Genomic DNA, 24225 nt, shown 5'->3' on the forward strand with positions numbered 1-24225 from the left:
ATCCGGTGGAGCGCGGCGCTTCGATTTCGGACCATGCGTTCTTTCGGCCGTCCGAGATCGAGATGCAGATAGCGTGGTCGGATTCGACGGGCGGCTACGTCGGGTACGCTACTGAGGCCTATGAGCAGCTCCTCGCTCTTCAGCGGCAGCGCGAACCCTTCGAAGTCACGACCGGGGCACGGCAGTACCAGAACATGCTTCTGGGCTCGGTCGCGATGTCGAAGGACGAGAAGACTGAGAACATTTCGCTGATCTCGGTCCGGCTGCGAGAGGTCCGCATCGTCTCGACGCAAACGACAGGCGCTCCAAACTCCGCCCAGGCCAATCCGGCAAAGACGGGCGCGACTGCGAATGTCGGACAGCAGCAGCTTAAGACCGGGCCCGGCGGCCGTGTCGTCGGTGGCGTCTGATGGCGACCGTCTATGAATTTCCCTTGCTGCCGCAGGCGCAGCAGATGTCGATCACGCTCGGCACCATCGAGTATCAGGTTCGGTTCGGCTGGTGTGACACGCCAGATGGTGGCTGGTTCATCGACATTGCGGACATCGACGGCAACCCGTTGGTGCAGGGGCTCCCGCTCACTGCCGGCGAAAACGTCCTGCAGCAGTTCGACTATCTCGGCTTCCCCGGAGAAATCCGGGTGACGACCGATAGCGACGTCCTCGTTGAGCCGACCTACGACAACCTCGGCACAAACGGCAAAGTCATCTTCATCGCGCCATGACACGCCAGTGGATCAGGGATGTCTCGCTGACGATCGATGCCGGCGGCGAGACCATCGACGTCTCAAATCTACGGATCCGCTTCAAGGTGACACAGAACCGGCTTCAAACGCCGAACGCTGCCGAGATCACCATCACGAACCTCAAGGAAGAGACGGCGCAGAAGATCAAGAAGGAGGGCCAGTCGGTCACGCTCTCCGCTGGCTACCAAGGCGTTCGCGAGGTCATCTTCAGGGGCAACCTGATCCAGAAGCGCACCGGGCGCGAGAACCCCGTCGACACCTACTGCTCTTTGCTCGCGACGTCTGGCGACAAGGCCTACAACTTCGCTACGGTGAGCAAGACGCTCGCGGCTGGATCGACGTTTAAGGATCAGGTCGACGTCGTGCTGGAAGCCTTCAAGCCGCACGGCATCACGGCTGGCTATATCGCCGATCTCGGCACCAAGCAGATGCCGCGGCCCAGGGTACTCTTCGGAATGGCGCGCGATGTGATGCGCGACATCGCGTTTTCCACGGGCTCGAGCTGGTTCATCGAGAACGACAAGCTCAATATCACCAAGAACAATGAGCCGCGCCCAGGCGAGGCATTCGTGATCAACTCGAATACGGGCATGATCGGGCGGCCGGTCCAGACGCTGGACGGCATCATTGTCAGGATGCTGCTCAATCCGAAGGTTCGTCCGGATACGCGACTGAAGATCGACCAGTCCAGCATTGATCAGGCCGCCTTCAGCCCGAACTACACGGCTGAAGTCCAGAACTCGATGATCCCTTCGCTCGCAGACGACGGCCTCTATCGCGTCCTAGTCGCGGACCTCATCGGCGACACCGAGGGAAACATCTACTACACCGACGCTACCTGCATTCGCGCAGACGGGCAGGGGCCGCAGCCCATCCGTCTCGTGCAGCAGGGCATCGATCTCGATCCGGGCCAGTAATCCATGGACCTTCGCCAGCGTGTCGACGATCCGGAGGAGAACCTTCGGGCGGCGATCGAACAGCATATCTCGCGGATACAGACATCGGCGCCGGCGCGCGTGCTGGCCTTCGATCCGGGAGGCGCGGGCAAGGCGCCTTCCGTCAAGCTTCAGATCGGCATCAAGTCGTTCGTGAAGCAGGAGGACGGTTCACAGAAGGCGATCGACCTTCCAGTGCTGCAAGATGTCCCCGTCCACTATCCCGGCGGCGGGGGCATGAACATCACCTTCCCGCTGAAGGTCGGCGATGAGGGCATGGTGAATTTCACCTCCCGCTCGCCAGATACTTGGCAGCAGAGCGGAGGCGAGCAGGTCCCGGCCGACGCCAGCATGCACAGCTTGTCGAACGGCTATTTCACGCCTGGCCTCAAATCGAACCCGAACGCGATCGATGGCATCAGCACGAGCTCGACCGAGATCCGTTCCGATGACGGGAAGACCAAAATCAGCATGTCCGGCGCGGGTGGTGTCGGCATCTCGACTGACAAGCAGGTCGGCATTTCAGCTGCGAATGGTGTCAGCATCGGCGGCGGGGCAGGCGAGACAGCGATCGCCGGCACCGTTCGCATTACTGGCGAACTCATCGTGAACGACATTGTGTTCTCGACGCACAAGCACACTGGCGTTCAGCCAGGCAGCGGGACCTCCGCCGGGCCGACAAACTGATTTCAGCAAGGCTTACCCTATGGCTGACACTTATATCCTACCAGTGGATGGCTGGGCGGATGGGGCTGCGCCGTTCTCGGTTCCGGTGCAGAGCGTGAGCCCTGGCATGGCTGGCAGCGGCCGGATTCCGGCTTACCCGCTGCATGAGATACCCACGTCCAACTGCGTTCCGATCAGTGCTTTGGTCCCTGGTGATACGCGGCCCCTGTTCGTGCCGAAGTTTTCGTTGGGGCAAGAAACCTCACCGCTCGGTCTTGGCACAGGTGGTGGGTCTCCGCCCGCCGGATACGTCTTCCTGCGCGGCAAGAACGCGGACGGGTCCTACAAAAATCTCAGCGGTCTGCAGGCTGATGCCTCCCGCGTCACTCTCGCAGGAAAGACAGCGTAATGGCCGGTGAAATTGAACTCCTTCCGATTGCGCCGCTGACGCATTTGGTCGGGCATGGCGCAGGCGGCGTAGCGGGCCGCTACCCCCGCATCGCCCTTGCCTCCGACCCGCGCCTGATCAAATGGCGCTTGGTTCGCAAGCTGACCACCCGCAACGCCATCCTGGGCATCGATGGCGATAGCACCATCCGAGGCCAGTCGACCGGTGGCGGCGCGTCCCAGGGTGTGAACAGCTTCCCGATGAAGCTGGCGCGCTATTTCCAGTCTCGCGGCATCAATGCGGGTGCGAACAATGTCTTTGGCGTCGGCGGTTTCTACGGGGCCGCTGCGACCATGGCGAACCTTGTTGCGGCGGACGGGCGGCTCGCCTTCACCGGAGCGACGGCCCAGGGCGCTGATGAGGTCCTGGGCGGCAACAACTTCAACTTCCCAAGCGCTGCGAGCTCGCTGTCCTTCACCCCACAGGATCAAGTGACGAAGTTCGTTATTCGCTGGCGCGACGGAGCGGCCGGGCGAAACTTCAACTGGCTGGTCGACGGCGGAGCAACGACGGCGATCAATTCGTCTGGCACCACCCAATATGTCGCGACGACTGTCAGCGCAGGGGCGAAGGGCGCCCACACACTGACGCTCAACTGGGTGGCCGGGAACGTCACGATCCTGGGTATCGACGCATATGACGATACCAGCAGCCGGCGCGAAATCTCGGTCCACAACTACGGCATCAGCGGCGCGACCTCTGCTCAGCTCGCCAGCGTGAGCGCCACGCCGGTGGGTCGGCTCAATCAGCCCTCATTCTTCGGCTGCGATCTGCTGATTATGGAGTGCGGCATCATCAACGATTGGCGCCAGAGTGTGGCGGTCGCGACGAGCAAGGCCAACATGACGACGCTTGTCAGCACGCGAAAAGCCGCTGGCGTGCCTATCGTCCTCATGACGCCCGTCTTCGACAGCAGCGCTACGGGTGCGACTGCTTCCCAGGAAGACTATGTCACGGCCATGTATCAGGTGGCAGCCGAGCAGGATGTGCCGATCATCGACATTCGCCCTGCCCTTGGCTCGTTTGCGCTAACCAATGCGGCCGGCGGATACAGCGACACGGTGCACCCCAACGCGACCCTCTACGATGACATCGCGGAGATCGTTGGTTCGGCCCTGCTGACCGCCTGAAACCATCACCCGTTGCAGGGCAGTTCAGCTTTGGTCGTCCGATCGACCGTCAAGTCTACAGTTTCCATATCCGGGATTGCTCATGCGCTACCGCAAGCTCGATGCCTCCGGGGATTACTCCTTCGGGAACGGCAGTGCTGACTTCTGGAAGGACCAGCCCGAGGCCGTTGCCCAATCGGTCCAGACCCGTCTGGGCCTCTGGCAAGGCGAGTGGTTCCTCGACCAGATCGAGGGCATGACATGGAAGACCGAAGTGCTGGGCGTCCGCACCGCGAACACCCGTGATCCGGCTATCCGGCGTCGTGTCCTCGGCACGACAGGTGTCAAGGCTATCACAGCCTATTCCAGCAGCCTCAACCGCGACACGCGGGCTTTCAGCGTCGACACGCTGACGCTCGAGACGATCTATGGCCCGGCAACCCTCACCGGGGTGAATTTCTGATGGCTCTTCCTGTCTGCACGATCGATGAGAACGGCATCTACAAGCCGGATTACGCCACCGTGCTCGCCTATTTTCAGGATGAGTTTCGCGCCATCTTTGGGCAGGACATCGACATCGATCCCGATACGCAGGACGGTCAGCAGATCGCCATTTTTGCCGCGGCGGTGGATGGCGCCAACGCCATGGCCCTTCAGGTCTACAACGCCTTCTCGCCTTCGACTGCGCGTGGTGTCGGGCTCTCCTCCGTCGTCAAGATCAATGGCATCAAGCGGCTGGTTGCCTCGAACTCGACCGTCGACCTAACGCTGATCGGGCAGGCAGGCACCACGATCACGGGTGGGGTCGCCAAGGACGGCGCGGGCAATCAGTGGCTTCTGCCGGCGTCGGTGACGATCCCTGCGGGCGGCAGCATTACCGTTACCGGCACGGCCAAGGAAGCAGGAGCGCTCATCGCGCTTCCCGGCACGGTCACCACGATCGGCACGCCGACGCGCGGATGGCAGAGCGTGACGAACGGGAGTGCCGCAGCACCCGGCCAGCCGGTCGAGCTCGACGCTGAATTGCGCCAGCGCCAGACAATCTCGACCGCGCTTCCGTCACTGACTGTTTTTGAGGGAACGATAGGTGCGGTGGCCAGCGTCAGCGGCGTTCAACGACTGAAAGGCTACGAGAACGACACAGGCACGACGGATGCCAACGGCATTCCGGCGCACTCGATCTCGCTCGTGGTCGACGGTGGCGATGCCTCTGCTATCGCGCAAGCCATTGCAGCGAAGAAGACGCCGGGCACCGGCACCTACGGCTCGACCAGCGTCACGATCACAGACGAATACGGCGTGGCCCGCGCAATCAATTTTTACCGACCGACGACAGCGACGATCAAAGTCGCGATCTCCCTGAAGGCCCTCGCTGGCTACACCACAGCCATCGAAACCAGCATCAAGCAGGCGATCGTCGACTTCGTGAACGGGCTCGATATCGGTGGGACGAGCGGTGCCGTGGAATGGGCGGAGGTATTCGTCCCCGCAAATCTCGACCTCGCCAGCGGCGCCAAGACCTACAAGATCACCTCATTGACGATCGCGAAGAACGGCGGGTCGTTTGGCACCGCCGATCTGCCGATCGCGTTTAATGAAGCGCCGTCGGCAGCCTTGACGGATGTCGCGATCACCGTGGTGCCCTGATGGCTGATGTCGACGCATATTTGGCGCTCATAACCAGCTTGCACGCTGGAAAGCCGAAATTCGAGGCGATGATTAGGGCTCTGGTCGAGCCGATCGTCGCGCAGCAGGCCTTCATGGCTCATTTGCCGCTGGACTTCGATCTGGATCAGGCCATCGGCGCGCAGCTCGATCGGGTGGGCGAGTGGGTTGGGCGCACGCGCTTCGTCAGCGTTCCAATCGCCAATGCTTGGTTCTCTTTCGACAATGCTATGCGAGGCTTCGATCGTGGCGTCTGGTACCAGCCACAATACGACACACCGGCTGGCATCACGCGGCTCGACGACGACACATACCGGACGCTGCTTCGGGCGAAGATCGCGGCGAACAATTGGGACGGGACGCTTCCGAGCGCGAAAGCAGCGCTGGAAATCCTGTTTCCTGATGGCGAGACGACAATCCTCGTCATCGACAATCAGGACATGACCATCACGTTCGGCGTGGCCGGCGTGATTCCATCCGCCCTGTTTATCGCGCTCCTCTCGCAGGGCTACCTGCCTCTCAAGCCGGAAGGGGTGAGGTCGGACTATCTGGTCACCACGGTCAACGGCCCACTTTTCGGCTTTGACGTCCAAAACAGCCTGATCGCTGGCTTTGACAGCGGCGCCTGGGGCGCGCCGCCCACGTACTTCACCTCCTGATCTTCGGAGAGATTGATGGCTACCAATGACTTCCTGCCGTTCGCCGCGGCGGGCGGCGCAAACGTGCTTTCGCAGTCGGATTGGAGTGCTCTCGCAGCGCGCTTGTCCGGCTACACGGCCGGCGTTGCGAGCTCAGCCCAGATCAACAAAGGGCTTCGACAGTCGGCCGCTATGGCGACCATGCTCGGGCAGTTTATCACGAGCGTCGGAGGGCTCGATGCCCTCGATAACTCGGACATCAATGCTCTTCTTGCCAACTTTCTCACGACCTATCGGGATCAGTCCCCGAACTATGTTGGGACGGTGGGCGGGACGTCCTCCGCCATGGTTGTTACCCTCTCCCCGGCTCTCGCCACCCATCGCGTTGGTCTCATGCTGCGTATTGTACCAACGGCAGCGAATGATCCGGGAGCAACCCTCAACGCAGGCCCCGGAGCTCTTCCGATCAAGCGCTTGGACGGTTCTGCGGTAGCGCGTGGCGATCTTCCGGGCGGCGTGCCGAGCACGTTGCTTTGCATCGGGACGGCATGGGTTCTGGCTGGAATCGCTTACAGCGAGATTCCGCGCCAGGTCACCGGGAACTTGACCTTTTATGTGCGGACTGACGGCAACGATAACAACGACGGATCGGCGGATACTGCTGCGAAGGCCTTCGCAACCCCGCAGGGGGCAGTGAACTATATCACCAGGACCTTCGCGGCTGGTACGAGCACCGCGACGATCAGCATCGCCGCCGGCACCTATCCCGGTGTTGCGGTTCAGTGGACGCCACTGCCCCTTCAATTCCTCGGGACCGGCGCTGGCCTGTCTACGATCATCAACAACACCAGCACGGCCGGTGCCGCTCTCGTCGTTCAGTCAGGTCGAGCCTCGGCGCAGAATATCCAGTTTAACAACTCCACGACAGCTTTCTGCGTCTGGGCGTTCGGATCGGGCGCGGCGGTCACGCTGATCTCGTGCGGCTATGGCAATTCCCTGAACGGGAGCGTTGCTGCGACATTCGGCGGCTCGGTGATCCTCTATGGCAGCGGACATGTCATCAACAACACGTCCAACAAGCCCCGATTCCTTTTTGCGGAAAGCAATGGTGTGCTGGCCGTCGATACTGACGCGCTCGTGACCTTCACGCTCGTCGGCAACCCCGGCTTTACCTCCGCATTCATCACCGTCGCCGGATCTTCAAGCGCGGCGATGGTGAATGCTCGGTTCTCTGGATCGGGCCGCGGCCTGCGATACCTGGTTTCGCGCACCTCCAATATCAACACGGCAGGCGGCGGGGCGAACTTCTTCCCCGGTGACACTGCGGGCTCCGCGGACGCCACCTCTTACGGCTCTTACACTTGAGGTTCGGCATGTACGATCCAAAAGACTGGTATTGGCTGGCCGATGACGGGCGTCTGTTTTCGAGTGCGGCTGGTGACGTGATCACAGATGATCTGCCGGCCTATCTCGATTGGCGAGAGGCAGGACATCTGCCCAGTCTATGGCCGTCCGACGGCGTGGGGGCGCAGACCGACGCCGCACTTCAATCGGTTCTGGCTCCTTATGGGGTCTATCTGGATTTGATTGCCCTTAAGGTCGCGCTCAAGGCCTGCATCGATGCCGATGCCGAAGCCGAGCGGCTGAAGTACATCACCCCCGGCGCTGGGCAGGCGATGACCTATCAGGCGAAAGCCGACGAGGCGCGTCGCTTGCAGAATGATGCAACCCCGAAAGCTGCAAATTATCCTCTGCTATCTGCTGAGGTGGGAGTCACCGCTCCAACACTGACTGGTGTCGGAGCCGTGGTGCTTGAGGCTTATCAGCAATGGCAGACCGTTGGCGGGGCCATCGAGACGGCTAGACTGACCGCGAAAAAACAGGTCGATGATGCTGAGACGGCTGAGGCAGTGCGAGCCGTTAGGCCGATTTGGCCGTAGCGGACCGAGCGCCGCTCAGAGGGCTCATCGCAGTAAGGTAGTCGTCATTCGTATTGAGATGCCACATCATCCCGCGCTTCGTCACCTTGCCAGGGGTGCCTGCGACAATCGTATTCGGTTCTTCGAAGGCCCGATTCACGACCGACCGCGCCGCTACGATGTTATCGGAAGCTATCCTCGATTTGTTCAGAATAATGACATCCTGACAAATCCAGATTCTACTTTCGATTGAGATTCCAGCTTCTGCGCTGACCTTCTCCTTGGTGTTAATGTCATAAATTAGGTGGTCAACAGCACCTAGTATATGGATATTATTGGCAAATAGGTTTTCATTCCCTATCTCAACAAGAGTACTGGGTCGAGTTCCTGCGACAATATGCGCGTTTCCGTTAAATAGGTTTCCCGAGCCGATTTTTACGGATGATTCTGTCGGAGCCTGCGCGCCGGTTTCGGAGAAGCTGACGAAAACATTCGCAACTATCCTATTGGACGAGCCAAACTCAAACTTGCAGCCTCGGCTTTTACTATCGAGGATGACATGGAGAACGCCGGGCCCGGTCGGCTCGTCAATGATGATCGCGTTGTCCTCTCCTCGAATCTGGAGGTCGATCATCGGCGCCTGCGACCGGGACGATATGCGTTGTCCGTTGAAGACAATTAGATTGCGCCGAAAGGCTTCACGCTCTTCAAGCAGGTTGCGTTCTGCTTCCTCCGCGAGCTTTGCCTTGGTACGTCGCCGGTCCTCAGCTTCAACTTCCATCTCGGCCTTTAGCGCTACCATCTCAGTAGATAGAGCTTCGAAACGCCGTGCCAGATCGTTGTTTTCGCGAGATAGCTGAATGGCTCTCACAATTCCATAAGGCAGGATCGCTTTTATTAAACGCCGCATCGCAGATTTTTCTGTCTGTGGAGCATCCATAATCTTGGCACGATAAGACATACCTCGCCAAGAGCCCTTGCCTTCGTGGCAGACACTCACTCCGCCTTCGAGCGGCTTTTCTAAGCTGCAGGCGGCTGGCGTAACCGTCACGACCTTCGCCAAGCGCCAGCAGATGGCGACGCTCTGAGCCCATCACCCGCATTGGGGCAACTGAGTCCTGACCTGCCCGCTTCGGCTGGCTTTTCCTTATCTGGAGCATCGCTATGGACATCGCCGCAGTACAGCGGGCGCTGGTCGCGCTCGGCTATTCGCTTGTGGTGGACGGCAAGGCTGGTCCGAAGACGAAGGCCGCGATCCAAGCGTTTCAGGTCTCGCACGGGTTGCGTGTCGATGGGATAGCCGGGCCGAAGACGATTGCAGCGCTGAACGCGGCAACGGCGGGAAAACCGCAGGGCGTCTCGGTCATCGATCGCGCGAAGTTCTTTGCCTATCTCCGGTCGGGCAAAGCGCCGATGTTCGGCTCGTCGCTCTCGACCGGGCAGGTCCGTGGCATCGAAGGGATCCTCGACGGCTTCGCCAAGACCGGCGATGGCCGCGACAAGACGCTGGCCTATGGGCTGGCGACGACGAGGCGCGAGGTTGGCGCCGGCATGGTCCCGGTTCGCGAGGGCTTCTGCAAGACTGACGCGGCAGCCCGCGCCTATGTTGCCAAGCACTATCCGAACAAGGGCTACAGCAAGCCGGCCGGACCGTGGGGGCACGTCTATTATGGTCGTGGCATCGTGCAGCTCACCTGGCTGGACAATTACGAGCGGGAGGGCATTGCCGCCGATCCCGACCGCGCGCTTGATCCCGAGTTCGCCGCCGAGCTGATGTTCAAGGGCCTGCTGGACGGCCGGTGGAACGGGCAGGGGAAGGGCATCGCCTATTACCTGCCGACCGACGGCCCCGATGACCTGAAGAACGCGCGCCGCACGGTCAACCTCACGGACCACTGGGAAGAGATCGCCGGCTTCTACCGCCAGTTCATGGCGGCGATTGCAGCCGCGCGCAACTGAACCCGCCGCGGCCGGGCCCGCCGCGATTCTCCGGAGCACATCAATGAAACGCTTCATCCTGGCGCTCGCCGCCCTGGGGGCGCTGGCGCTTGCCGGCTGCCAGTCCGTCACCGGCTACCAGCTTTCACAGACATCGGCCGCAGGCTGGCAGCAGATCGCCGCCGGCGCCGGTCAGGTCATCGGCCAGACCAAATACGACGGCAAGGTCGCGCAGGCCTCTCAGCAGCTCGCAAATTACTGCGGCGCGCTCCGGGCGGTCGCCATGGGCGCCAGCATCTTCGCGCCCGAGAAGCACCAGGCGCTCGCGAAGCAGGCGGCCGCCGCCGTCAACTCGGTCTGCGACAACCCGCCCAGCGATATCGCCTCCGCGCTCACTGCCGCCGCCAAGGCATACGAAGCCGTCCTCGCAGCCGGCAAGGCGACCGGCGTTTCCGTCCAGACCGCAGCCGCAGGAGCCTAATCGATGAACGAGCAGATCCTCAGCTTCATTCGCACGCTGGTTCAGTCCGGCGCGAGCGCTCTGGCCGCGAAGGGCCTCATCGATCAGCAGGGGCAGACCGTGCTCGTCGCCTTCGTCATGTGGCTGATCCCGACGGTGTGGGGGCTGTACGTGCGCCGCAAGGCTGGCCTCGTCGCCTCGGCCGCTGCGCTGTCGGAGGTGCAGGAGATCGTCACTACGCCTGAGATCAAGGCTTCGGTCCCCGACCCGTCTGTCATCGCCCGATAGCCGCCGCAGTTACGCCGGAGCCCGAGCCTATGACAGAGACCACGACCGAACAGCGCCTCGGTAAGCTCGAAACCGAGTTCGCGATCGTCAAGAACGACCTGACGGTGATCGGTCGCAGCCTCACCGAGTTCCGCGGCGAATGGGCCAAGAAGGCTGAGGATGATCGCACCGCTCATCGAGCGGCGCGGCTCACCCTTCCGCAGATCGCCGGCATAGTGTTCGGCGCGGTCTCGACCACGGCGATCCTGCTGGGCGGCCTCATGGTGCTGGTCAACATGCAGGTGGGAACGGCTCGCGCCGATCTCACCTTGCAGATCCAAGCGATGCGGCAGACGTCCGAAAGCGCTGTCCGTGAGGCCCGGCAGGCTGGCGAAGCCAACACCGCCCAGGTCGGCCTTGCAGTGCGCGGTCAGGGCGATAGCGTCACGGCGCTCAACACCGCATTTCAGGCCATGCAGCGCGAGCAGGCGGTCGATCGGGTAAAGCTCGGCCTTGTCGAGCAATCGGCCAGGATCAGCAGCACATTCATCGACAAGGCGCAGAGCTTCGACGCTCTCATGGCCGCGCATGAGGAGCGCCTGAAGGCGCTGGAGCAGATCGTGCGCGATGCTGCCGCGCGCCGGCCTCAATCCTGATTGCGGCCCACCGCCGATGGCTTGGCCGGCGTAATCGACCCGCCCCCCCCCGCCGAATGTTAGAGCGATTTACGTAAGGAGACGCCGGTTTGCGCCAGATCAATGCGAAAAGCACACATTTCGGCCTCAACTGGAGTGTTACGAAAGGGTGAACTGGTATTGGGGGCAACGATGTCTGACTCTGATGAGAGCGCCAAGCGGGCGGTGGAATTGGTTCGCATTTTCAAGGAGCTGTCGCCCGAGGATCAGGTTGCTATTTTAGAACTGGCAAAAAGTATGTGGGAGAAGCTGCAAGATTAATTGCAAGAATCGGATCCTGGCGTACCCTTCCTTTGTGGAAGCCGTGGGGGATTCTATGCCAATCGCGCCATCAAATACCGAGCCAATCGATCCCACCGGACGATCACTCGACGACGTCGCCGACCTCGTGATGGCCGCGCGACGATCAGCTCATGACTTGGGGGAAGAGTTTCTGACCTATCTGCTCGACATGGCGCTCATCGAGATTGCCCAACGCGGAACGCGGCGCCCCAACTGATCACGGTTCGAAGCCCCGTCAGCTCCTGCTGGCGGGGTCTTTTTCGTTTACGGTCAGTGCTTTCGTGCGCGAGCCTCTGCCGCCAAGGCAAGCAGTCCCTTTCCGAGTTCCTCGGCGATGAAGGGGTCACAACCGAAGGCGATCGGCTCACGATCGCTATATCGGAATACGACCACGATCTTTCCGGTCGGCTCATGGTGGCCGGCTTCCCAGGCGCGGACCTCGACGATGTCGAACTCTTCCTTTGGCAAATCAGCCTCCGTCATCCCTGGCCTGGCATGGTGCAGGGACGGGCTGGGCTTGTCATTCTTCTTCGCAGCGCGTCAGCATTTTGCCGGATGGCGTCGCGAAGTAGCACTCGTCCTCATAGTGAACAGGCGTGCCGTCCTCCAGCGAGTAGGACACCGTCGAGAGGCCTGGCTTGTTCTGCCAGACGATGACCGTGAAGTATCCAGACTGAGCAGGTCAAGACGAACCCGCCTGGCCGAGCTGAAGGATGCGAACGCGTCTGAGCTCAAGTATGTCCGCGAAAGCGTCGAGCGCTGAGCGCCGCGGCGGCGGAGAACCTAATCCGGCGGCCGACTCACCGGCCCCGCGCCTGCCGCAATTCTTAAAATGCGCATCCTGTCCAGAGACATCAGGAGCAGATACTGTCGCGGCTCTGGTTAGACGTCTGAAATCTGTTCAATTGGAGCCGTTCGGCGACCTCTTACAAGGGGCTTAGCGAGGACGCTGGCGACCAGTCCAGCCTTGAATTGCCGCAGTGATCGGTTTCGTCAGGCGGAACGCCCATAGAGTGTAAATCTCGCGCATTGGTGATATGCGCGCTTCATGCGAATCCTGGGGAGGAATGATGCACGCGAAGAAGCAGACGATCGAGCCGCCGCCAAAGTCTGACATCACCGAGGTCGATCGCGCCGCGCGGCTTTCGTGGCAGCTGGTGAAGATCACGAAGGAGCTGTCAGTCGAGGATCAGCACAGGGTTATCGAATTCGCCAAAGGTCTAAGAGACCAGATGCGAACCTAGGGCTTGCTTACCCGTTATGCGAGTGGTCAAGCTCGGAATAGTTATACTAACAATCAATCGAGCATGACGGGCTTTGGGGAGCTGCTCATGGACGATGGAACTGGCAACGACGAGGGCGACGCTGACTCTAAAGAGCGCTTGAACAAGATCTCTGAGCATGTGGTCGAAGCATGCTATCTGGCCCATGAACATGGTGCAGATCTCTTAGCGCATTTGCTGAAAATGGCGCTGGCTGAGCTTGAGTCACTCGGAGCATACCGTTAAGCGCTGGGACTGGCTTCAGCGCCGAATAGCGGTCGATCTCGGCTCGGATGTACGCAGGGCGCGCGGCCGATCCGCGAACAGGGGCCGTGAGCGAGCCGCCCGGCCCGCACACGTCGTTGGAGTTCTACCCATGGATCATCGTGCGCTTCCGCTGCACGAAATGCCGACGGTATGGCGATGCGCGCCTGGCCATGACGCGCTGGGGTATGCCGTCATCGAAGAAGGCGCTGCTCGACGCTGCGACTAAGCGGGCCGATAAGCTGCGCGCGAAGAACAAGCCGGTCGATTTCGATTTGCTCCTGCGCATGGAGCCCGACGGCGGCACGACGAACGTCCGCAACACCTCGAGCTCCCATTGGAAGCGCTGGCTGGGTGTCGAGAGCCGATGCCTCGTGCCCTTCAACAGCTTCAGCGAATTCGACTGGGGCACGAAGCAGGACGTATGGTTCGCCTTCGGCGAGGAGCGGCCCACGGCGTTCTTCGCTGGCATCTGGGCGCGCCAATGGACCAGCGTGCGCAAGATTAAGACCGGCGAGGAGACGATCGATCTCTACGCCTTCCTGACGACCGATCCGAATGCCGAGGTCGGGGCTATCCACCCGAAGGCCATGCCGGTCATTCTGACGACGCCGGAAGAGTGCGAGACCTGGATGACGGCGCCTTGGGAGCAGGCGAGGGCACTGCAAAGGCCCCTGCCGGATGGCTCACTGGATATCGTGGCGCGCGGCCGGAAGCAGGATGCAGCCGAGCAATCAGGTCCAAACTCCTTCGCATAATGGGTCTCCTCTCTTAGCTACCGTATATTGTAGGATCATGCAATTTTGTTGCTGCAAAAGCGAGTTTACGTTCGTTGCAAGAAAAGCATTTTCCACAATGATCGTAACCACCTTCTGTGCAACTCCAAGTATTTTCTAGCGGAACTTGAGCGTTTACGGCCGCCAAAACAACTTCTGATTTAGTCATTTCGATGAGTGGGGCGACCATCTTAAGCCGAGTAGCCTGCGGATTGATTTGCGCAAGGAATTTTGAGAACGTGGTGAGTGCTTCAGACAAAAGCGGTCGCTCTTCCGTCTGTTCTTTGATGATCCCGAACAGAATGGCATCTGCGCCGCGCAGCTGAGCGAAGTAGGCAGACGTGGACATGAGTGTATGAAACCCCGAAACAATAGCCTTTGGCATCGGGTCGCCGCTCATATCTAACTCATCTAGGCCCAAGGTGTTAATGGGGACGTACCCAATTTGCAAATGCTTTAGGCCGGATGTGTCAACTATTTCGATAGGAACCCCCAATGCTGCTGCTGTCAACTTAGAGTAATGCAGCTCCATCAGGGATGATTTCTTTCCGAAATTAAAATGTATAAGTAGGACCTTGTTCCCATTGGACTTTGCGGCATAGGCGCACAAGGTTGAATCGATTCCAGCAGAAATTGGAATAACAACCGTCTTTTTACGGGGCAAATTCATCATTGTATTTTCCCTTATGAATTTAATTCGGGCTTGTGTTTATAGGCCATAATTTTAACGTGCTTCTCTTCAGGGAAAATGATGATAATAGTACAGACTATGCTAACCGTTAGCGGTATGTGATGATTCAGAAGTTCACTGCTCACAGAATAGTTTCCGTCCAGCCGGAATTCATCATTATTTTTTAATATTTTTAGAGGGTCTAGCAAAAATTCCTTGAATTCGTTGGACTCAGATTTCCATTCTTTCCAAAACATACTCCAGGGCTCGGATTTCAATTCATTGATTTGAGAACTTATCGATACCCAGCGTTCCACCGATATTCCTCCATTATACTGAATAACCGCTTTCGACGGCTGTTCTCGTTCAGGCTGAAATCTCGACTGCGAGTAAATCAGCGAACTGACGTTCCTGCAACTTGAAGGTACGGCAACGTTAAGCGCGATGAGCGGATCTGCTAAATCCCCCGAGCGAAGCTCGTCGAGCCACCGCATGAGGCCCCCCTGGCGCTGGGTGTGCGGGATTAGCCCGGTCCCCGCGCCCGGATGGCTGCGGCAATCTTATTTGCCGTGAACGCTTCGCGCACTTCAACATCCTTCGAGCGCCGCGCGCGAAGTGCTTCTGCATCCGCGATCTTCGCGCACCGCTCGTGCTCTTGTTTGATCGCCATTGCTGCATAGAAGACCGTGCTGCCCCGCATGTTCTTGCCGGGCTCCGCATCCATCTGCGGGATCAAATCTTCGGCTGCGGCTAGGATGTCGTCTGGTATCGTGGGGTGCCCCATCTCACTCTCCCTGCGCCCGGGCGGCGATCGAAGTGGCGACCAAAGCCTGCGCCATTTCAGCCTTGTCGATCTTGAAGTTCCCAGACTGTCCGCACGCAGCATAGGCCTCTTTCCCGAACCTATCCGCAATCTTCGCGCCCCGCTCCCTCTCCGCAGCGAGCGCTTCCCTGTGCTGTCCTTCATCGGCAAGCATCTGCTTCCTGAGTTCAGCGAGCGCTGCTTCGGCGGCTAGGGCGCGGGCATGCCAACGAGTGAGGCTCTCGCGGTCACAAGCATGGCAACCGACTGCCGAGCAGATATCGCGAGCATGGTCCAAACCGATCGGGCAGCGGCTTCCCGCCAGGATCGGGGCGAAGAGGTCGAGGATGGCGCGGGCGGCCTCGTCGAAACCGTCGATGTAATGGGACACGACGGCCGGCGCTAAGCCGCTCGCATCGACCTTGATGGACGCGCGAAGCAGCTCGACCAATTCGATCTCCACCGGCATCGCGGCAGGGGCTGTGTCAGCGCTCATCGCGGGGCTCCAAGGAGGCGCGGGGGGGGCGCAAAACTAGCCATTTCCAGCACGAGCATGGCGAAGTCGCGTTGGGCCGCTGCCTGCGCCGCCTCCATGGTTGGATAGGGCTCAAAGCCGTATTCCGGGCCGCCCCAGCCATACCTCACGAAACGGTACTGTTTGCTTCCGATGAAGCCGCCCATGCCATCCGGCACCTCGCGCCATTCAAGCTTCCTAACGGCATCAATCGCCTTCTCGTCCATCTTCTCAGCCATGGCCTTCGTTCTCCTTGGCGGGGCGGGGCCAGCTATTGCTCGCAAGCCACGCGGTCAGTCGAAGATAGTTTTCCACGTCCGGCGCGTTGCCACGCTGGACGCGATTGAAGGTGGCGGCCGGAACGCCCGAGTCTTCGGCCGCTTCCCGAACTGACATTCCGAGCGCAGCGGAGCAATCCTTCACTGACTGGCCGAAAGCCACGGGATCGAATATCCGATCACCCATGGGTGTCTTCCTCCTTCGGCATGGCGGGGCGGGAGGGGGATTTTGAGTGCGCATCCGCGAGACCTGCGGGGCTGTTCTCCAGAACCGAGAGGGCCGCGCGCCCGGCCTCACTGAGAACGTAGATCTTGTCCTTCGACCCGAAGGGTGCTGGATCAAGCAAGCCATTCAGCGCGCGCCAGTCGTCAAGCATGACGACAATGGAGCCGTCAGGCCCTAAAAGGCGCATACGATCCCAGTTTTCCGGGGCGCCCTTCGCTGGCTTATCGCCGGTTCGCCATTCAGCCTGATGGCAAGGGAACGTGTCGATCCACGAAAGCGCGCGTCTCTGCGTCTTCGTCAGTTCAACCTTTGAAGGTTCTGGCCGGACACTAGCGGATGCCACATCAAATCCCCTCATCCCTACCTCCCCTCGGTCGCGGGCGCTAGGGCGGCTTCCTGCTCGGCACGATACATCCAGCCCGAAACGAAGGCTGTGTGCAGATCCTGTACGCATGGTCCGGCCCTGAACGCATGGAAGCCGTCGTGCCAGTCCAAAGCCTCCCGCATCTCCACCGTGGCGGGCGCGGGATGCGCGTAGAGAGGGCGTTCTTCGGCCCCGAAACGTTCAGCTACAGCAGCGGAGAACCCATGCTTCCCGTCGCGCCACTCACTCATGGAGCCGTCGACCGGGTTCTTCATGCGCCATTGCCAAACCACCGCCTCACCCCTCGGGCTGGCGTCGTTGGCGAGGGCGCTCCGGATGCGGGCTTCGTAATCGGCCTGCGCGGCGGCTTTAGCTTCGTCGAGCGTGTTTACTGCCCACTCTCCCGGCCAGCCTTCCACGTTCCATCGGAAATCGCTGTGGCGTTCTTCGATGAAATACCGGCCAACAGCCGAAGCTGCGTGCCAGCAAAAACCGCTGCTCGTGGGCTGCCACTCAAGCGGCTTCACCCGACCCCCGCTCCCGCTCGGAGCCGGCGCTGGGGCGTCGTAACCGCATTCGGGGCAGGTGATTTCGCCGTCCACGCGATCTGTGATCGTGCGCGTGTCGCCGCAATAGGTGCAGCGGATTGCCGGCGCTGGGGCGTCGTTGGTCGTGGTCATGGGCGGGGCTCCTGCTCGTCTGTTGAAAATGACCACCGCGCGGTTGAGGTGACGCTGAAATCCTGTTCGCAGCTCGGACAGGTGACTTCGTGGGTGTCGTTCTCGTCGTAGAGACGCCAAGCCTCGTTTTCAGCGATGTCAAAGTCCTCGCCGCAATGAGGGCACTTCGGCTTATCGTTGACGGCAAAGCGGTAGCTCGGGCCTGCATTCAATGCGGCTAGCTTCTCAGCCATCACCGATCCTCCGGCGCTGGGGCAAAGGTGAGGGCGGCTTCGGCAAACTGGTCGCGAACATATTGGAGCGCTGCGTTCCACCCCATGCGTGCAGCATCCGTCTTCGGGTCCATAAAGATGTAGTGCAGCGGATGCTCGCTCATATCGTAGCTCCGGCTACGCGCCCATGCCTCGAAAGCAGGCTGCTCTCTCCCATCGCAAGCTTGCGGCGGCTTCCACGCCTCCACCCCGCTCGCCGGCAAGGCTTCAGGGGATGGGGAGGCGGGGGCTCGCACATACTCGACCCCGGAGCCTGCGATGGAGAACCACCGCTTCTCGTTGGTGTCTTCGTCTCTCTCGACCCAGATCCGATCAGGGTAAGTCATGCTGCCTCCATCTCGCGCGAAACGCGCGGCAGGCTGGGAATGTCAAAGCCGTCTCGCGGGAATCCGATCGCGTCGCCATGTTTCGGCGCCGGCCAGCCTTTCGGGTGGCTGATCTCTTCCAGTAGAACGTGCGGGTCCGGCTCGCGCGTGCGCCAATGCCGGTTGATGACGAAGCCGCGCACCGTGTAGAGCGCGCCCTTTTCGATGCCGAACCCGCTTCGCAGCGCGACGACTTTGATGCCAGGCGGAGTGAATTCGGAGATCATGCCACCGTCCCCTGCGCGGCGGGGGTTGAGAGAGGGGTCATGCTGCCTCCTTCGCCGAAAGCGATTTCAGGATCGCACGGCCGATGACTTCAGGTATGATTGGCTTGACGGTGTTTCCGAGCGCCTTCAGGCGGTCCACGACGACGGGAGACCGTTCAACCACTCGACGTATTCTGGGTTCGGGACGCCACTGTCCGTAGGTTCCTGATCCCAGCCTTTCGCCGCGTCGGGGAAGCGACGACAGAACCGGTCCAGGGATACGGTCTTGTTGGTCGCGAAGTTCAGGGTTTCCCGCGAGGTCGACCGCCGCTGAATATGATCCGAAGCTGTTGGGGTAGGAATGCTGTGGGTAGGCGATGACCCATAGCCGGTCCCGTATGTCAGGGGCGCCAGCGTGGGCAGCGGGTACACAATGCCATTCCGCATCATACCCGATCTCAGCGAGGCCCCGGAGCACCGTTTCCAGTCCGTGAGCGCGAAGGCGCGTGACGTTCTCGATGAGGACGCAGACGGGACGCAGTTCGTCGATGAGGCGGGCGAACTCAAACCAGAGGCCTGACCGCTTGCCGGCAAGCCCGGCTCGTCCTCCTGCCTTTGACAGGTCCTGGCAGGGGAAGCCCCCGCAGATGGCGTCAACGGCAATTCCATCTGCCGCGAGTCGCGTCGCATTGAGCTTTCGCACGTCATCGTATTGAGGCACTCCTGGCCAGTGCTTCGCCAGTTTCTCTCGGCAGAATGGGTCGATTTCGCAAAAGGCGACTGTGTTGAAGCCGGATGTCTGCTCCAACCCCGCATCAATCCCTCCGATACCCGCGAAAAGGGAAAGGACACGGAGGCTCATCGTCCCGCCTCCCTCTGTTCCGTCCCTGGATCTTTTTTTGTGGCATCCGCGCGATCGGCAGGGCCGTTCTCCAGAGCCGAGCGGGCGCGGCGGAAGTCGCCTACAAAAATCCCCCTGCCATCGCCGCCAAACCACAAGGTTTCGTCAGAGTGGTCCATATTGGGGCCGATCAAGTGGTTCTCTTCCACGAACCGGACGAACGGCTCCAACGCCTCCCGCGCTGCTTTGAGGGCGGCTAGGGCTTCGTGGAGCCGGGCTTCAGCGACATTGAGCCCGACTTCCATTCTGTCGGATTCGACCGCGAGCCTGCTGTTCTCCCAACGCAGGCGCTCGCATTCCCCCTCCTTCTCGCTCAGGGCGCGGGAGGTCGACTCTAGGGCGGAGGCTGTGCGGCGGAGTTCATCCGCAAGAGGAATCGATGATCCGTTGTCCGGCTTGAGACGGCCCATCGCGATCTCGCGAAGCCGCGACACCAGCGATGCTGTGTTGAGGGGGGCTGTCATGCGGCGCTCCTCTCGACATCGAGGAACGCACCGATCACTTCCGCCGCGACTTGCGGGACGATGGCATTGCCGTAGGCGCGCAGCTTTCCCACTCGGGCGGGAACCCCATGAGCCAGCAGACGAATGCCGGGTTCAACGCGCCGGGCTTTTCCGTCAGCTCCTGAGAGCCATGAGCCTTCGCCTGGTGGCAGAGCTGGACCTGCCCCTCGCCAGAACGAGTGCCGCCCTTCGCGTCGACCGTGTTCGGGCTGCGCCAAAGAGCACGACTCATCACGACTTCCAGATTCGGGTTCGCATCCAGAGAGCGCTCCGGTGAAGCAAACCCCGTCATTGCTCGCCGCGGGGTCGGCCACATGGATTTCGCGATCGTGGCGATCGACCCTCTGACCGGTCCAACCCTTCCAGCCGATCCCCCCTGGTTCGTCCCGTACTGCTGTGCTGTCGCGGTCGGCCACAAACCATAGTCGGTCGCGCCGATGGGGCGCATTGACGGCACAAGCCGGGACAACGGACGCCCCGCAGGCGTAGCCGATACCTTCCAGGTCAGAATGCACTCCGTCGAGCCAATCCTTGCCAACCGCTGCCGCAACCTGCTCTCCCATGACGACAGGAGGCTTGCAGGCTCGGATGAGGTCGAAGAGGACGGGCCAGAGATGGCGCTCGTCAGCTTGGCCTTCCTGCTTGCCGGAGACACTGAAGGGCTGGCAGGGGCAGCTTCCGGTCCAGAGCGGCTTGTCGTCAGGCCACCCGGCAAGACGCGCAGCATAGCTCCATCCGCCGATGCCGGCGAAGAAGTGGCACTGTGCGTATCCTTCCAGGTCGGAAGGTCGAACATCGACAATTGAGCGCTCGTCAACGTCGCCTGGCGCAATGTGGCCTCCTGCGATGAGGTTGCGGAGCCACTGCGCCGCATAGGGATCGATCTCGTTGTAGTAAGCCCGCCCCTCAGACATCGGAGGCCTCCCCGGTGGGGGTGGGAGCGTCGATGTTCCGGCGCTCGACGGCGAAGGTGTAGGCCGCCACCCAGGGGTTGGCTCGCCAGCTCTCAGTGCCGTTGATGCTTTCCCAAAGGGCGCGGAACGCGATTTGCGGGTAGTTCTGCCAGAAGGTCAGATCGTCCCACCACTTATCCTCGAAGGGCTTCCCCTCGACGTCTTTCGGGCGCCAGAACTCGGTGGTGGTGACACCCTCCGCGACCGCATCATCAGCGCTGATTTCCTGCAGGCGCTGCACGCGGACATTCGTGACGGTCAGCGTCAGGCGGCTATAGGCTCGGGGCATATGGATCGACGGCAGGGACTTGCGAGCCCATCGCCAACAATCGTTCGGGAACCATGTGCCATCTGCCGGATACCCGATGGCCTCGCCATTGGCGCATTCCAACGCTTCTCTCACCCAGAGGCGGTCGCCTGTCCAAAACGGGATTCGGCGCGACTCGAAATTCTGGTCCGTCCAGAATGCCCCGCCCTCAGCCTGCCACCCGTAATGGATCACATGGCCAAGAGGCTGCGGCTTCAATATCCGCCGCGTCTGCGTCTTCCGCCCGTCGAGCAGAGCCCGCACCATCGGCGCGCTGAAGAGAATCGGGCGATCCTGCCCCGCGTGTCCCCGCTCACCCATGGCGCGCGCTCCTCGGGGAGAGGGGCGAAATAGGTGAGGGCGCCTCGCGAAATTGACCTTTCAGATCAAAGGCGGCAAAAACGCCCGCACCTTGATCCAAGCTGTTGAAATCGCCCAACTGTGGGAAAACTGCTTCCCCCACCACTTTCGATCGATATCGCGAATATCGCCGCGCCGGATGGCGTGGCTTCGCAAGCTGTCCCACCTTTAGCCTGCGATGTCATGCTGTCGCTGCGCTGCTAGCGCTCGCAGTCGGTCTGCTCGAATTGCCATGGCTTGACCTTCATTCAAGCTCCGTTCAGCCTGAGAGGGCGAGCCTGCGCCGAGGCGATCCTTTGCGGGAGTGTTCCATGTCGCTCTGGCGTATCATCTGCGGTGTCCTTGCCGCGCTCGCTCTGCTGAATGGCCCTCCCGCCCAGGCGCAATCCTCGGAAAAGCGGATCGCGCTCGTCATCGGCAACGGCGCCTATGCCGACGGCGCCCTCGCGACACCGGCGAATGACGCCGGCCTGATTGCGCAGACCCTGCAGGCCGCCGGCTTCGACGTCGTCGGTGCGCGCGACCTCGACACCGGGACGCTGCGCTCCACCTTTCGCGAATTCCTCGACAAGGCGTCCGCTTCCGGCCCCGAGACGGTCGCCTTCGTCTATTATGCCGGGCAGGGGCTGCAATTCGAGGGCGAGAACTATCTCGTCCCGGTCGATGCCCGCATTGCGCGCGACGCCGACGTGCCGCTCGCCGCCATCCGCCTGAGCGATCTCGTCAAGCCGCTGGCGACCCTGCCGCTGAAGGCGCGGATCGTCGTGCTCGACGCCGCGCGCGCCAACGCCTTCGCCCGCGCCGGCCAGCCGCTCGCCGGGGGTCTCGCCCTGATGCAGCCCGATCCGGGTTCGCTGATCGCCTTCAATAGCGCGCCCGGCACCATCGCACCCGAGGGCAAGGACTACAGCGCCTATGCCACGGCGCTGTCGGAGATGATCAAGGAAGGCGGCCTGCCGCTCGAGGATCTGTTCGAACGCGTGCGCCTGCGCACCAGCGAACTGACCGGCGGCGCGGAGATTCCCTGGCATGTCTCGAAGGTTCAGGCTCCCTTCCTGTTCTTCGAACGGACCAGCGCCGCGCCGGCGGCGCAGAGCCGCTTCCTCGACCTGCGCGACAAGCCGATCCGCGATTTCGACGCGCGCGACGCCTATCTCGCCGCGCTCGCCCGCGACAGCATGCGCGGCTACGAGGACTTCCTCGCGGCCTATCCGGGCGATCCACTGGCCAAGCGCGTCCGTGCGATTGTGGCTGCGCGGCGCGAGGCGATCGTCTGGCGCGAAAGCGCCATCGCCGATACGCCGGACGCCTACTGGTCCTATCTGCGGCGCTATCCGCGCGGGCCCCATGCCGGCGATGCGCATCGCCGGCTGACGCATTTCGCCGTCGCTTTCGAGCCGCCGGCCGCCTTCACCGCGCTCTCCTACGACGTGCCGCCGCCGCCGCCCGACGAGATCGTCTATGTCGAGCGGCCCGTCGTCTATTTCGCCGACCCGGTCTATGAGCTGCCGCCACCGCCGCCGGTGCCGGTCATCTTCCTGCCGCCGCGGCCGGTCTATTATGTCGACCTGCCGCCGCCGCCTCCGCCGATCGCCGCCTTCGTGCTGCCGATCCCGATCTATCACCCGGTTCCGGTCTGGGTGGAGCGGCCCGCCTATGTCGTCCCGCCGCCGGTCAACATCATCAACGTCAACATCCACAATACCGTGGTGGTGAACCCAGCCACGCAGTCCGTGGTGGTGACCAACCCGCAGGGCCGGCCGGAGCCGCCTTTGCCGCCGGCGCTGATGGGAAATCCGCAGGCTCCGGCCATCCCGGTTCCGCAGCCGGGACAGCCGGGCATCGTCGCGGGAGCACAACAGCTGATCCAGCAGCATCCGGCCGCTGCCGCGGCGATCGCGGCCACCGCGGCGGCATTGCCTGCGGCCGCCATGTTGCGGGCCCGGCAGCAGCAGACGCGGCCGCAGCAAGGGGCGGCCCCGTCCGCGCCGATGGTCCAGCCCGGCATGCCGGCCGGTTCCGGTCAAATCCGCCCCGGCCAGCCTCCCCAGGCGAGGCAGCCTACGACCGCTGCCCCCGCGATCGGAGCCCCGGCCGGCGCCAGGCCCTTGCCCGTGCCGGGTACCCTGCCTGCCGTCCCTGGCAACGCGGCTCCGGCGCAACGTCTGGCCACTCCGCCCAATGCGCTTCAGCCGAACCGCCCGGTTCCGCCGCCGGTCGCGAACGCTCCGCGCGGGGCGCCCCAGGGTCCGGCCGCAGCCGGGCCGGCACCGGGCTCCCGTGCGCCGGCGGCCGCTCCGCGCATGGCGACACCCCAACCCGCTCAGGCTCCGCAGCGTGCTGCAGCAGAGGCGGCGCGACAGGCGGCGGCGCAGCGGGCTGCCCAGCAGCGTGCGCAGCAGACCGGCGCGCTTCAGGTCCAGCAGCAACGCGCAGCCCAGCAACGGGCGATGCAGGCGCAGCAGCAGGCCCAGCAACGTGCGGCCATGCAGGCGCAAGCCGCGCAACAACGGCAGGCCCAGCAGCGTGCGATGCAAGCCCAGCAACAGGCCGGGCAACGCGCCGCCATGCAGGCACAGGCAGCGCAGCAGCGGCAAGCCCAGCAGCGCAGCCAGATGATGGCACGCCCCCATGCGCCGCAGCCGGCACGCGGCCCGCAGCCGCAGCATCAGCGTTGCCAGCCCAACCAGCCGTTCTGCCGTTAGGCGAGTGCCTGGATGCCGATGAAGATATCCCGGCGGCACAACCATGCGCC

The 24225-nt window shown here is 62.0% G+C and carries 36 protein-coding genes; 19 read left to right on the forward strand and 17 right to left on the reverse strand.

Features of this window, described 5'->3' with window-relative positions:
• The 10 genes from JHD80_RS21200 to JHD80_RS21245 form a co-directional block, all read left to right on the forward strand.
• The coding region (locus tag JHD80_RS21200; RefSeq protein ID WP_210339958.1) for a phage baseplate protein at positions 1-410 on the forward strand (410 nt) is incomplete at its 5' end.
• Complete coding sequence (locus JHD80_RS21205; protein ID WP_199091534.1) at positions 410-724, forward strand: phage baseplate plug family protein; 315 nt, start codon at positions 410-412, stop codon at positions 722-724. The genes JHD80_RS21200 and JHD80_RS21205, both read left to right, overlap by 1 nt.
• Positions 721-1662, forward strand: coding sequence for a phage protein (locus JHD80_RS21210; protein ID WP_199091537.1), 942 nt, complete (start codon positions 721-723; stop codon positions 1660-1662). Before JHD80_RS21205 ends, JHD80_RS21210 begins: the two co-directional genes overlap by 4 nt.
• Positions 1663-1665: 3 nt before the next feature.
• Positions 1666-2367, forward strand: coding sequence for a Gp138 family membrane-puncturing spike protein (locus JHD80_RS21215; RefSeq protein ID WP_199091539.1), 702 nt, complete (start codon positions 1666-1668; stop codon positions 2365-2367).
• A gap of 387 nt (positions 2368-2754) precedes the next feature.
• On the forward strand, positions 2755-3924 hold the full coding sequence (locus JHD80_RS21220) for an SGNH/GDSL hydrolase family protein (RefSeq protein ID WP_199091541.1): 1170 nt from the start codon (positions 2755-2757) through the stop codon (positions 3922-3924).
• A gap of 82 nt (positions 3925-4006) precedes the next feature.
• The gene (locus tag JHD80_RS21225; RefSeq protein ID WP_199091543.1) at positions 4007-4366 is read left to right on the forward strand and encodes a contractile injection system sheath initiator; all 360 of its coding nucleotides are present in this window, start codon (positions 4007-4009) and stop codon (positions 4364-4366) included.
• Positions 4366-5550: a baseplate J/gp47 family protein gene (locus JHD80_RS21230; protein WP_199091545.1), complete on the forward strand. Its 1185-nt coding sequence runs from the start codon at positions 4366-4368 to the stop codon at positions 5548-5550. Before JHD80_RS21225 ends, JHD80_RS21230 begins: the two co-directional genes overlap by 1 nt.
• On the forward strand, positions 5550-6227 hold the full coding sequence (locus JHD80_RS21235) for a DUF2612 domain-containing protein (RefSeq protein WP_199091547.1): 678 nt from the start codon (positions 5550-5552) through the stop codon (positions 6225-6227). Before JHD80_RS21230 ends, JHD80_RS21235 begins: the two co-directional genes overlap by 1 nt.
• A 15-nt stretch (positions 6228-6242) precedes the next feature.
• Positions 6243-7571, forward strand: a complete 1329-nt coding sequence (locus JHD80_RS21240) for a hypothetical protein (RefSeq protein WP_199091548.1) — start codon at positions 6243-6245, stop codon at positions 7569-7571.
• Between the two features lie 8 nt (positions 7572-7579).
• On the forward strand, positions 7580-8146 hold the full coding sequence (locus tag JHD80_RS21245; RefSeq protein WP_199091550.1) for a hypothetical protein: 567 nt from the start codon (positions 7580-7582) through the stop codon (positions 8144-8146).
• On the opposite strand, the gene JHD80_RS21250 is transcribed toward JHD80_RS21245, so the two are convergent.
• Positions 8127-9176, reverse strand: a complete 1050-nt coding sequence (locus JHD80_RS21250) for an LbetaH domain-containing protein (protein WP_199091552.1) — start codon at positions 9174-9176, stop codon at positions 8127-8129. The two genes, JHD80_RS21245 and JHD80_RS21250, sit on opposite strands and share 20 nt — an antisense overlap.
• A gap of 113 nt (positions 9177-9289) precedes the next feature.
• Here JHD80_RS21250 and JHD80_RS21255 point away from each other — a divergent pair, with 113 nt between their 5' ends.
• From JHD80_RS21255 to JHD80_RS29155, 5 genes are all read left to right on the forward strand, one after another.
• A complete protein-coding gene (locus JHD80_RS21255; protein ID WP_199091554.1) occupies positions 9290-10084 on the forward strand; it encodes a peptidoglycan-binding protein in 795 nt (264 codons plus the stop codon).
• Positions 10085-10127: 43 nt separating this feature from the next.
• Positions 10128-10544 (forward strand): hypothetical protein, encoded by a 417-nt coding sequence (locus JHD80_RS21260; RefSeq protein ID WP_199091556.1) that lies wholly within the window; start codon positions 10128-10130, stop codon positions 10542-10544.
• Between the two features lie 3 nt (positions 10545-10547).
• The gene (locus tag JHD80_RS21265; protein WP_199091558.1) at positions 10548-10811 is read left to right on the forward strand and encodes a Pam3-gp28 family putative phage holin; all 264 of its coding nucleotides are present in this window, start codon (positions 10548-10550) and stop codon (positions 10809-10811) included.
• A 29-nt stretch (positions 10812-10840) separates the two neighbouring features.
• The gene (locus JHD80_RS21270) at positions 10841-11446 is read left to right on the forward strand and encodes a hypothetical protein (protein ID WP_199091560.1); all 606 of its coding nucleotides are present in this window, start codon (positions 10841-10843) and stop codon (positions 11444-11446) included.
• 171 nt (positions 11447-11617) lie between these two features.
• A complete protein-coding gene (locus JHD80_RS29155) occupies positions 11618-11746 on the forward strand; it encodes a hypothetical protein (RefSeq protein WP_282568423.1) in 129 nt (42 codons plus the stop codon).
• A gap of 291 nt (positions 11747-12037) precedes the next feature.
• On the opposite strand, the gene JHD80_RS21275 is transcribed toward JHD80_RS29155, so the two are convergent.
• Positions 12038-12250 (reverse strand): hypothetical protein, encoded by a 213-nt coding sequence (locus JHD80_RS21275; RefSeq protein WP_199091562.1) that lies wholly within the window; start codon positions 12248-12250, stop codon positions 12038-12040.
• A 587-nt stretch (positions 12251-12837) separates the two neighbouring features.
• Here JHD80_RS21275 and JHD80_RS21280 point away from each other — a divergent pair.
• From JHD80_RS21280 to JHD80_RS21290, 3 genes are all read left to right on the forward strand, one after another.
• Positions 12838-13011, forward strand: a complete 174-nt coding sequence (locus tag JHD80_RS21280) for a hypothetical protein (protein ID WP_199091563.1) — start codon at positions 12838-12840, stop codon at positions 13009-13011.
• Between the two features lie 87 nt (positions 13012-13098).
• Positions 13099-13275 (forward strand): hypothetical protein, encoded by a 177-nt coding sequence (locus tag JHD80_RS21285; protein WP_199091565.1) that lies wholly within the window; start codon positions 13099-13101, stop codon positions 13273-13275.
• 86 nt (positions 13276-13361) lie between these two features.
• A complete protein-coding gene (locus tag JHD80_RS21290; RefSeq protein WP_465246543.1) occupies positions 13362-14051 on the forward strand; it encodes an SOS response-associated peptidase family protein in 690 nt (229 codons plus the stop codon).
• Between the two features lie 13 nt (positions 14052-14064).
• On the opposite strand, the gene JHD80_RS21295 is transcribed toward JHD80_RS21290, so the two are convergent.
• From JHD80_RS21295 to JHD80_RS21365, 15 genes are all read right to left on the reverse strand, one after another.
• Entirely contained in the window at positions 14065-14742 is a 678-nt protein-coding gene (locus JHD80_RS21295; RefSeq protein ID WP_199091569.1) for a 7-cyano-7-deazaguanine synthase, read from the reverse strand.
• 11 nt (positions 14743-14753) lie between these two features.
• Entirely contained in the window at positions 14754-15233 is a 480-nt protein-coding gene (locus tag JHD80_RS21300; protein ID WP_199091572.1) for a hypothetical protein, read from the reverse strand.
• 29 nt (positions 15234-15262) lie between these two features.
• A complete protein-coding gene (locus tag JHD80_RS21305; RefSeq protein WP_199091574.1) occupies positions 15263-15523 on the reverse strand; it encodes a hypothetical protein in 261 nt (86 codons plus the stop codon).
• A gap of 1 nt (position 15524) precedes the next feature.
• Positions 15525-16037 (reverse strand): hypothetical protein, encoded by a 513-nt coding sequence (locus JHD80_RS21310; RefSeq protein ID WP_199091576.1) that lies wholly within the window; start codon positions 16035-16037, stop codon positions 15525-15527.
• Positions 16034-16294 carry a hypothetical protein gene (locus tag JHD80_RS21315; RefSeq protein WP_199091578.1) on the reverse strand — a complete coding sequence of 87 codons (261 nt, stop codon included), beginning with the start codon at positions 16292-16294 and terminating at the stop codon, positions 16034-16036. The genes JHD80_RS21310 and JHD80_RS21315 overlap by 4 nt, the downstream gene beginning before the upstream one ends.
• Complete coding sequence (locus JHD80_RS21320; RefSeq protein ID WP_199091580.1) at positions 16287-16520, reverse strand: helix-turn-helix domain-containing protein; 234 nt, start codon at positions 16518-16520, stop codon at positions 16287-16289. Before JHD80_RS21320 ends, JHD80_RS21315 begins: the two co-directional genes overlap by 8 nt.
• Complete coding sequence (locus tag JHD80_RS21325) at positions 16513-16917, reverse strand: hypothetical protein (RefSeq protein ID WP_199091582.1); 405 nt, start codon at positions 16915-16917, stop codon at positions 16513-16515. The genes JHD80_RS21320 and JHD80_RS21325 overlap by 8 nt, the downstream gene beginning before the upstream one ends.
• A gap of 2 nt (positions 16918-16919) precedes the next feature.
• Positions 16920-17603, reverse strand: coding sequence for a TFIIB-type zinc ribbon-containing protein (locus JHD80_RS21330; RefSeq protein ID WP_199091584.1), 684 nt, complete (start codon positions 17601-17603; stop codon positions 16920-16922).
• A complete protein-coding gene (locus JHD80_RS21335) occupies positions 17600-17836 on the reverse strand; it encodes a hypothetical protein (RefSeq protein ID WP_199091586.1) in 237 nt (78 codons plus the stop codon). The genes JHD80_RS21330 and JHD80_RS21335 overlap by 4 nt, the downstream gene beginning before the upstream one ends.
• Positions 17836-17979, reverse strand: a complete 144-nt coding sequence (locus tag JHD80_RS21340) for a hypothetical protein (RefSeq protein WP_199091588.1) — start codon at positions 17977-17979, stop codon at positions 17836-17838. Before JHD80_RS21340 ends, JHD80_RS21335 begins: the two co-directional genes overlap by 1 nt.
• Before the next feature lie 218 nt (positions 17980-18197).
• On the reverse strand, positions 18198-18467 hold the full coding sequence (locus JHD80_RS21345) for a hypothetical protein (protein WP_199091590.1): 270 nt from the start codon (positions 18465-18467) through the stop codon (positions 18198-18200).
• Between the two features lie 37 nt (positions 18468-18504).
• Complete coding sequence (locus JHD80_RS21350) at positions 18505-19308, reverse strand: DNA cytosine methyltransferase (RefSeq protein WP_199091592.1); 804 nt, start codon at positions 19306-19308, stop codon at positions 18505-18507.
• Positions 19305-19811 (reverse strand): hypothetical protein, encoded by a 507-nt coding sequence (locus tag JHD80_RS21355; protein ID WP_199091594.1) that lies wholly within the window; start codon positions 19809-19811, stop codon positions 19305-19307. The genes JHD80_RS21350 and JHD80_RS21355 overlap by 4 nt, the downstream gene beginning before the upstream one ends.
• Entirely contained in the window at positions 19808-20764 is a 957-nt protein-coding gene (locus JHD80_RS21360) for a DNA cytosine methyltransferase (protein ID WP_199091596.1), read from the reverse strand. The genes JHD80_RS21355 and JHD80_RS21360 overlap by 4 nt, the downstream gene beginning before the upstream one ends.
• Complete coding sequence (locus tag JHD80_RS21365) at positions 20757-21431, reverse strand: hypothetical protein (protein ID WP_199091598.1); 675 nt, start codon at positions 21429-21431, stop codon at positions 20757-20759. Before JHD80_RS21365 ends, JHD80_RS21360 begins: the two co-directional genes overlap by 8 nt.
• 350 nt (positions 21432-21781) lie before the next feature.
• Here JHD80_RS21365 and JHD80_RS21370 point away from each other — a divergent pair, with 350 nt between their 5' ends.
• A complete protein-coding gene (locus tag JHD80_RS21370; RefSeq protein WP_199091600.1) occupies positions 21782-24175 on the forward strand; it encodes a caspase family protein in 2394 nt (797 codons plus the stop codon).
• The last annotated feature ends 50 nt before the right edge of the window (positions 24176-24225 follow it).

Origin of the sequence: Allobosea sp. ASV33 (assembly GCF_016428755.1) — a bacterium.
Lineage (GTDB): Bacteria > Pseudomonadota > Alphaproteobacteria > Rhizobiales > Beijerinckiaceae > Allobosea.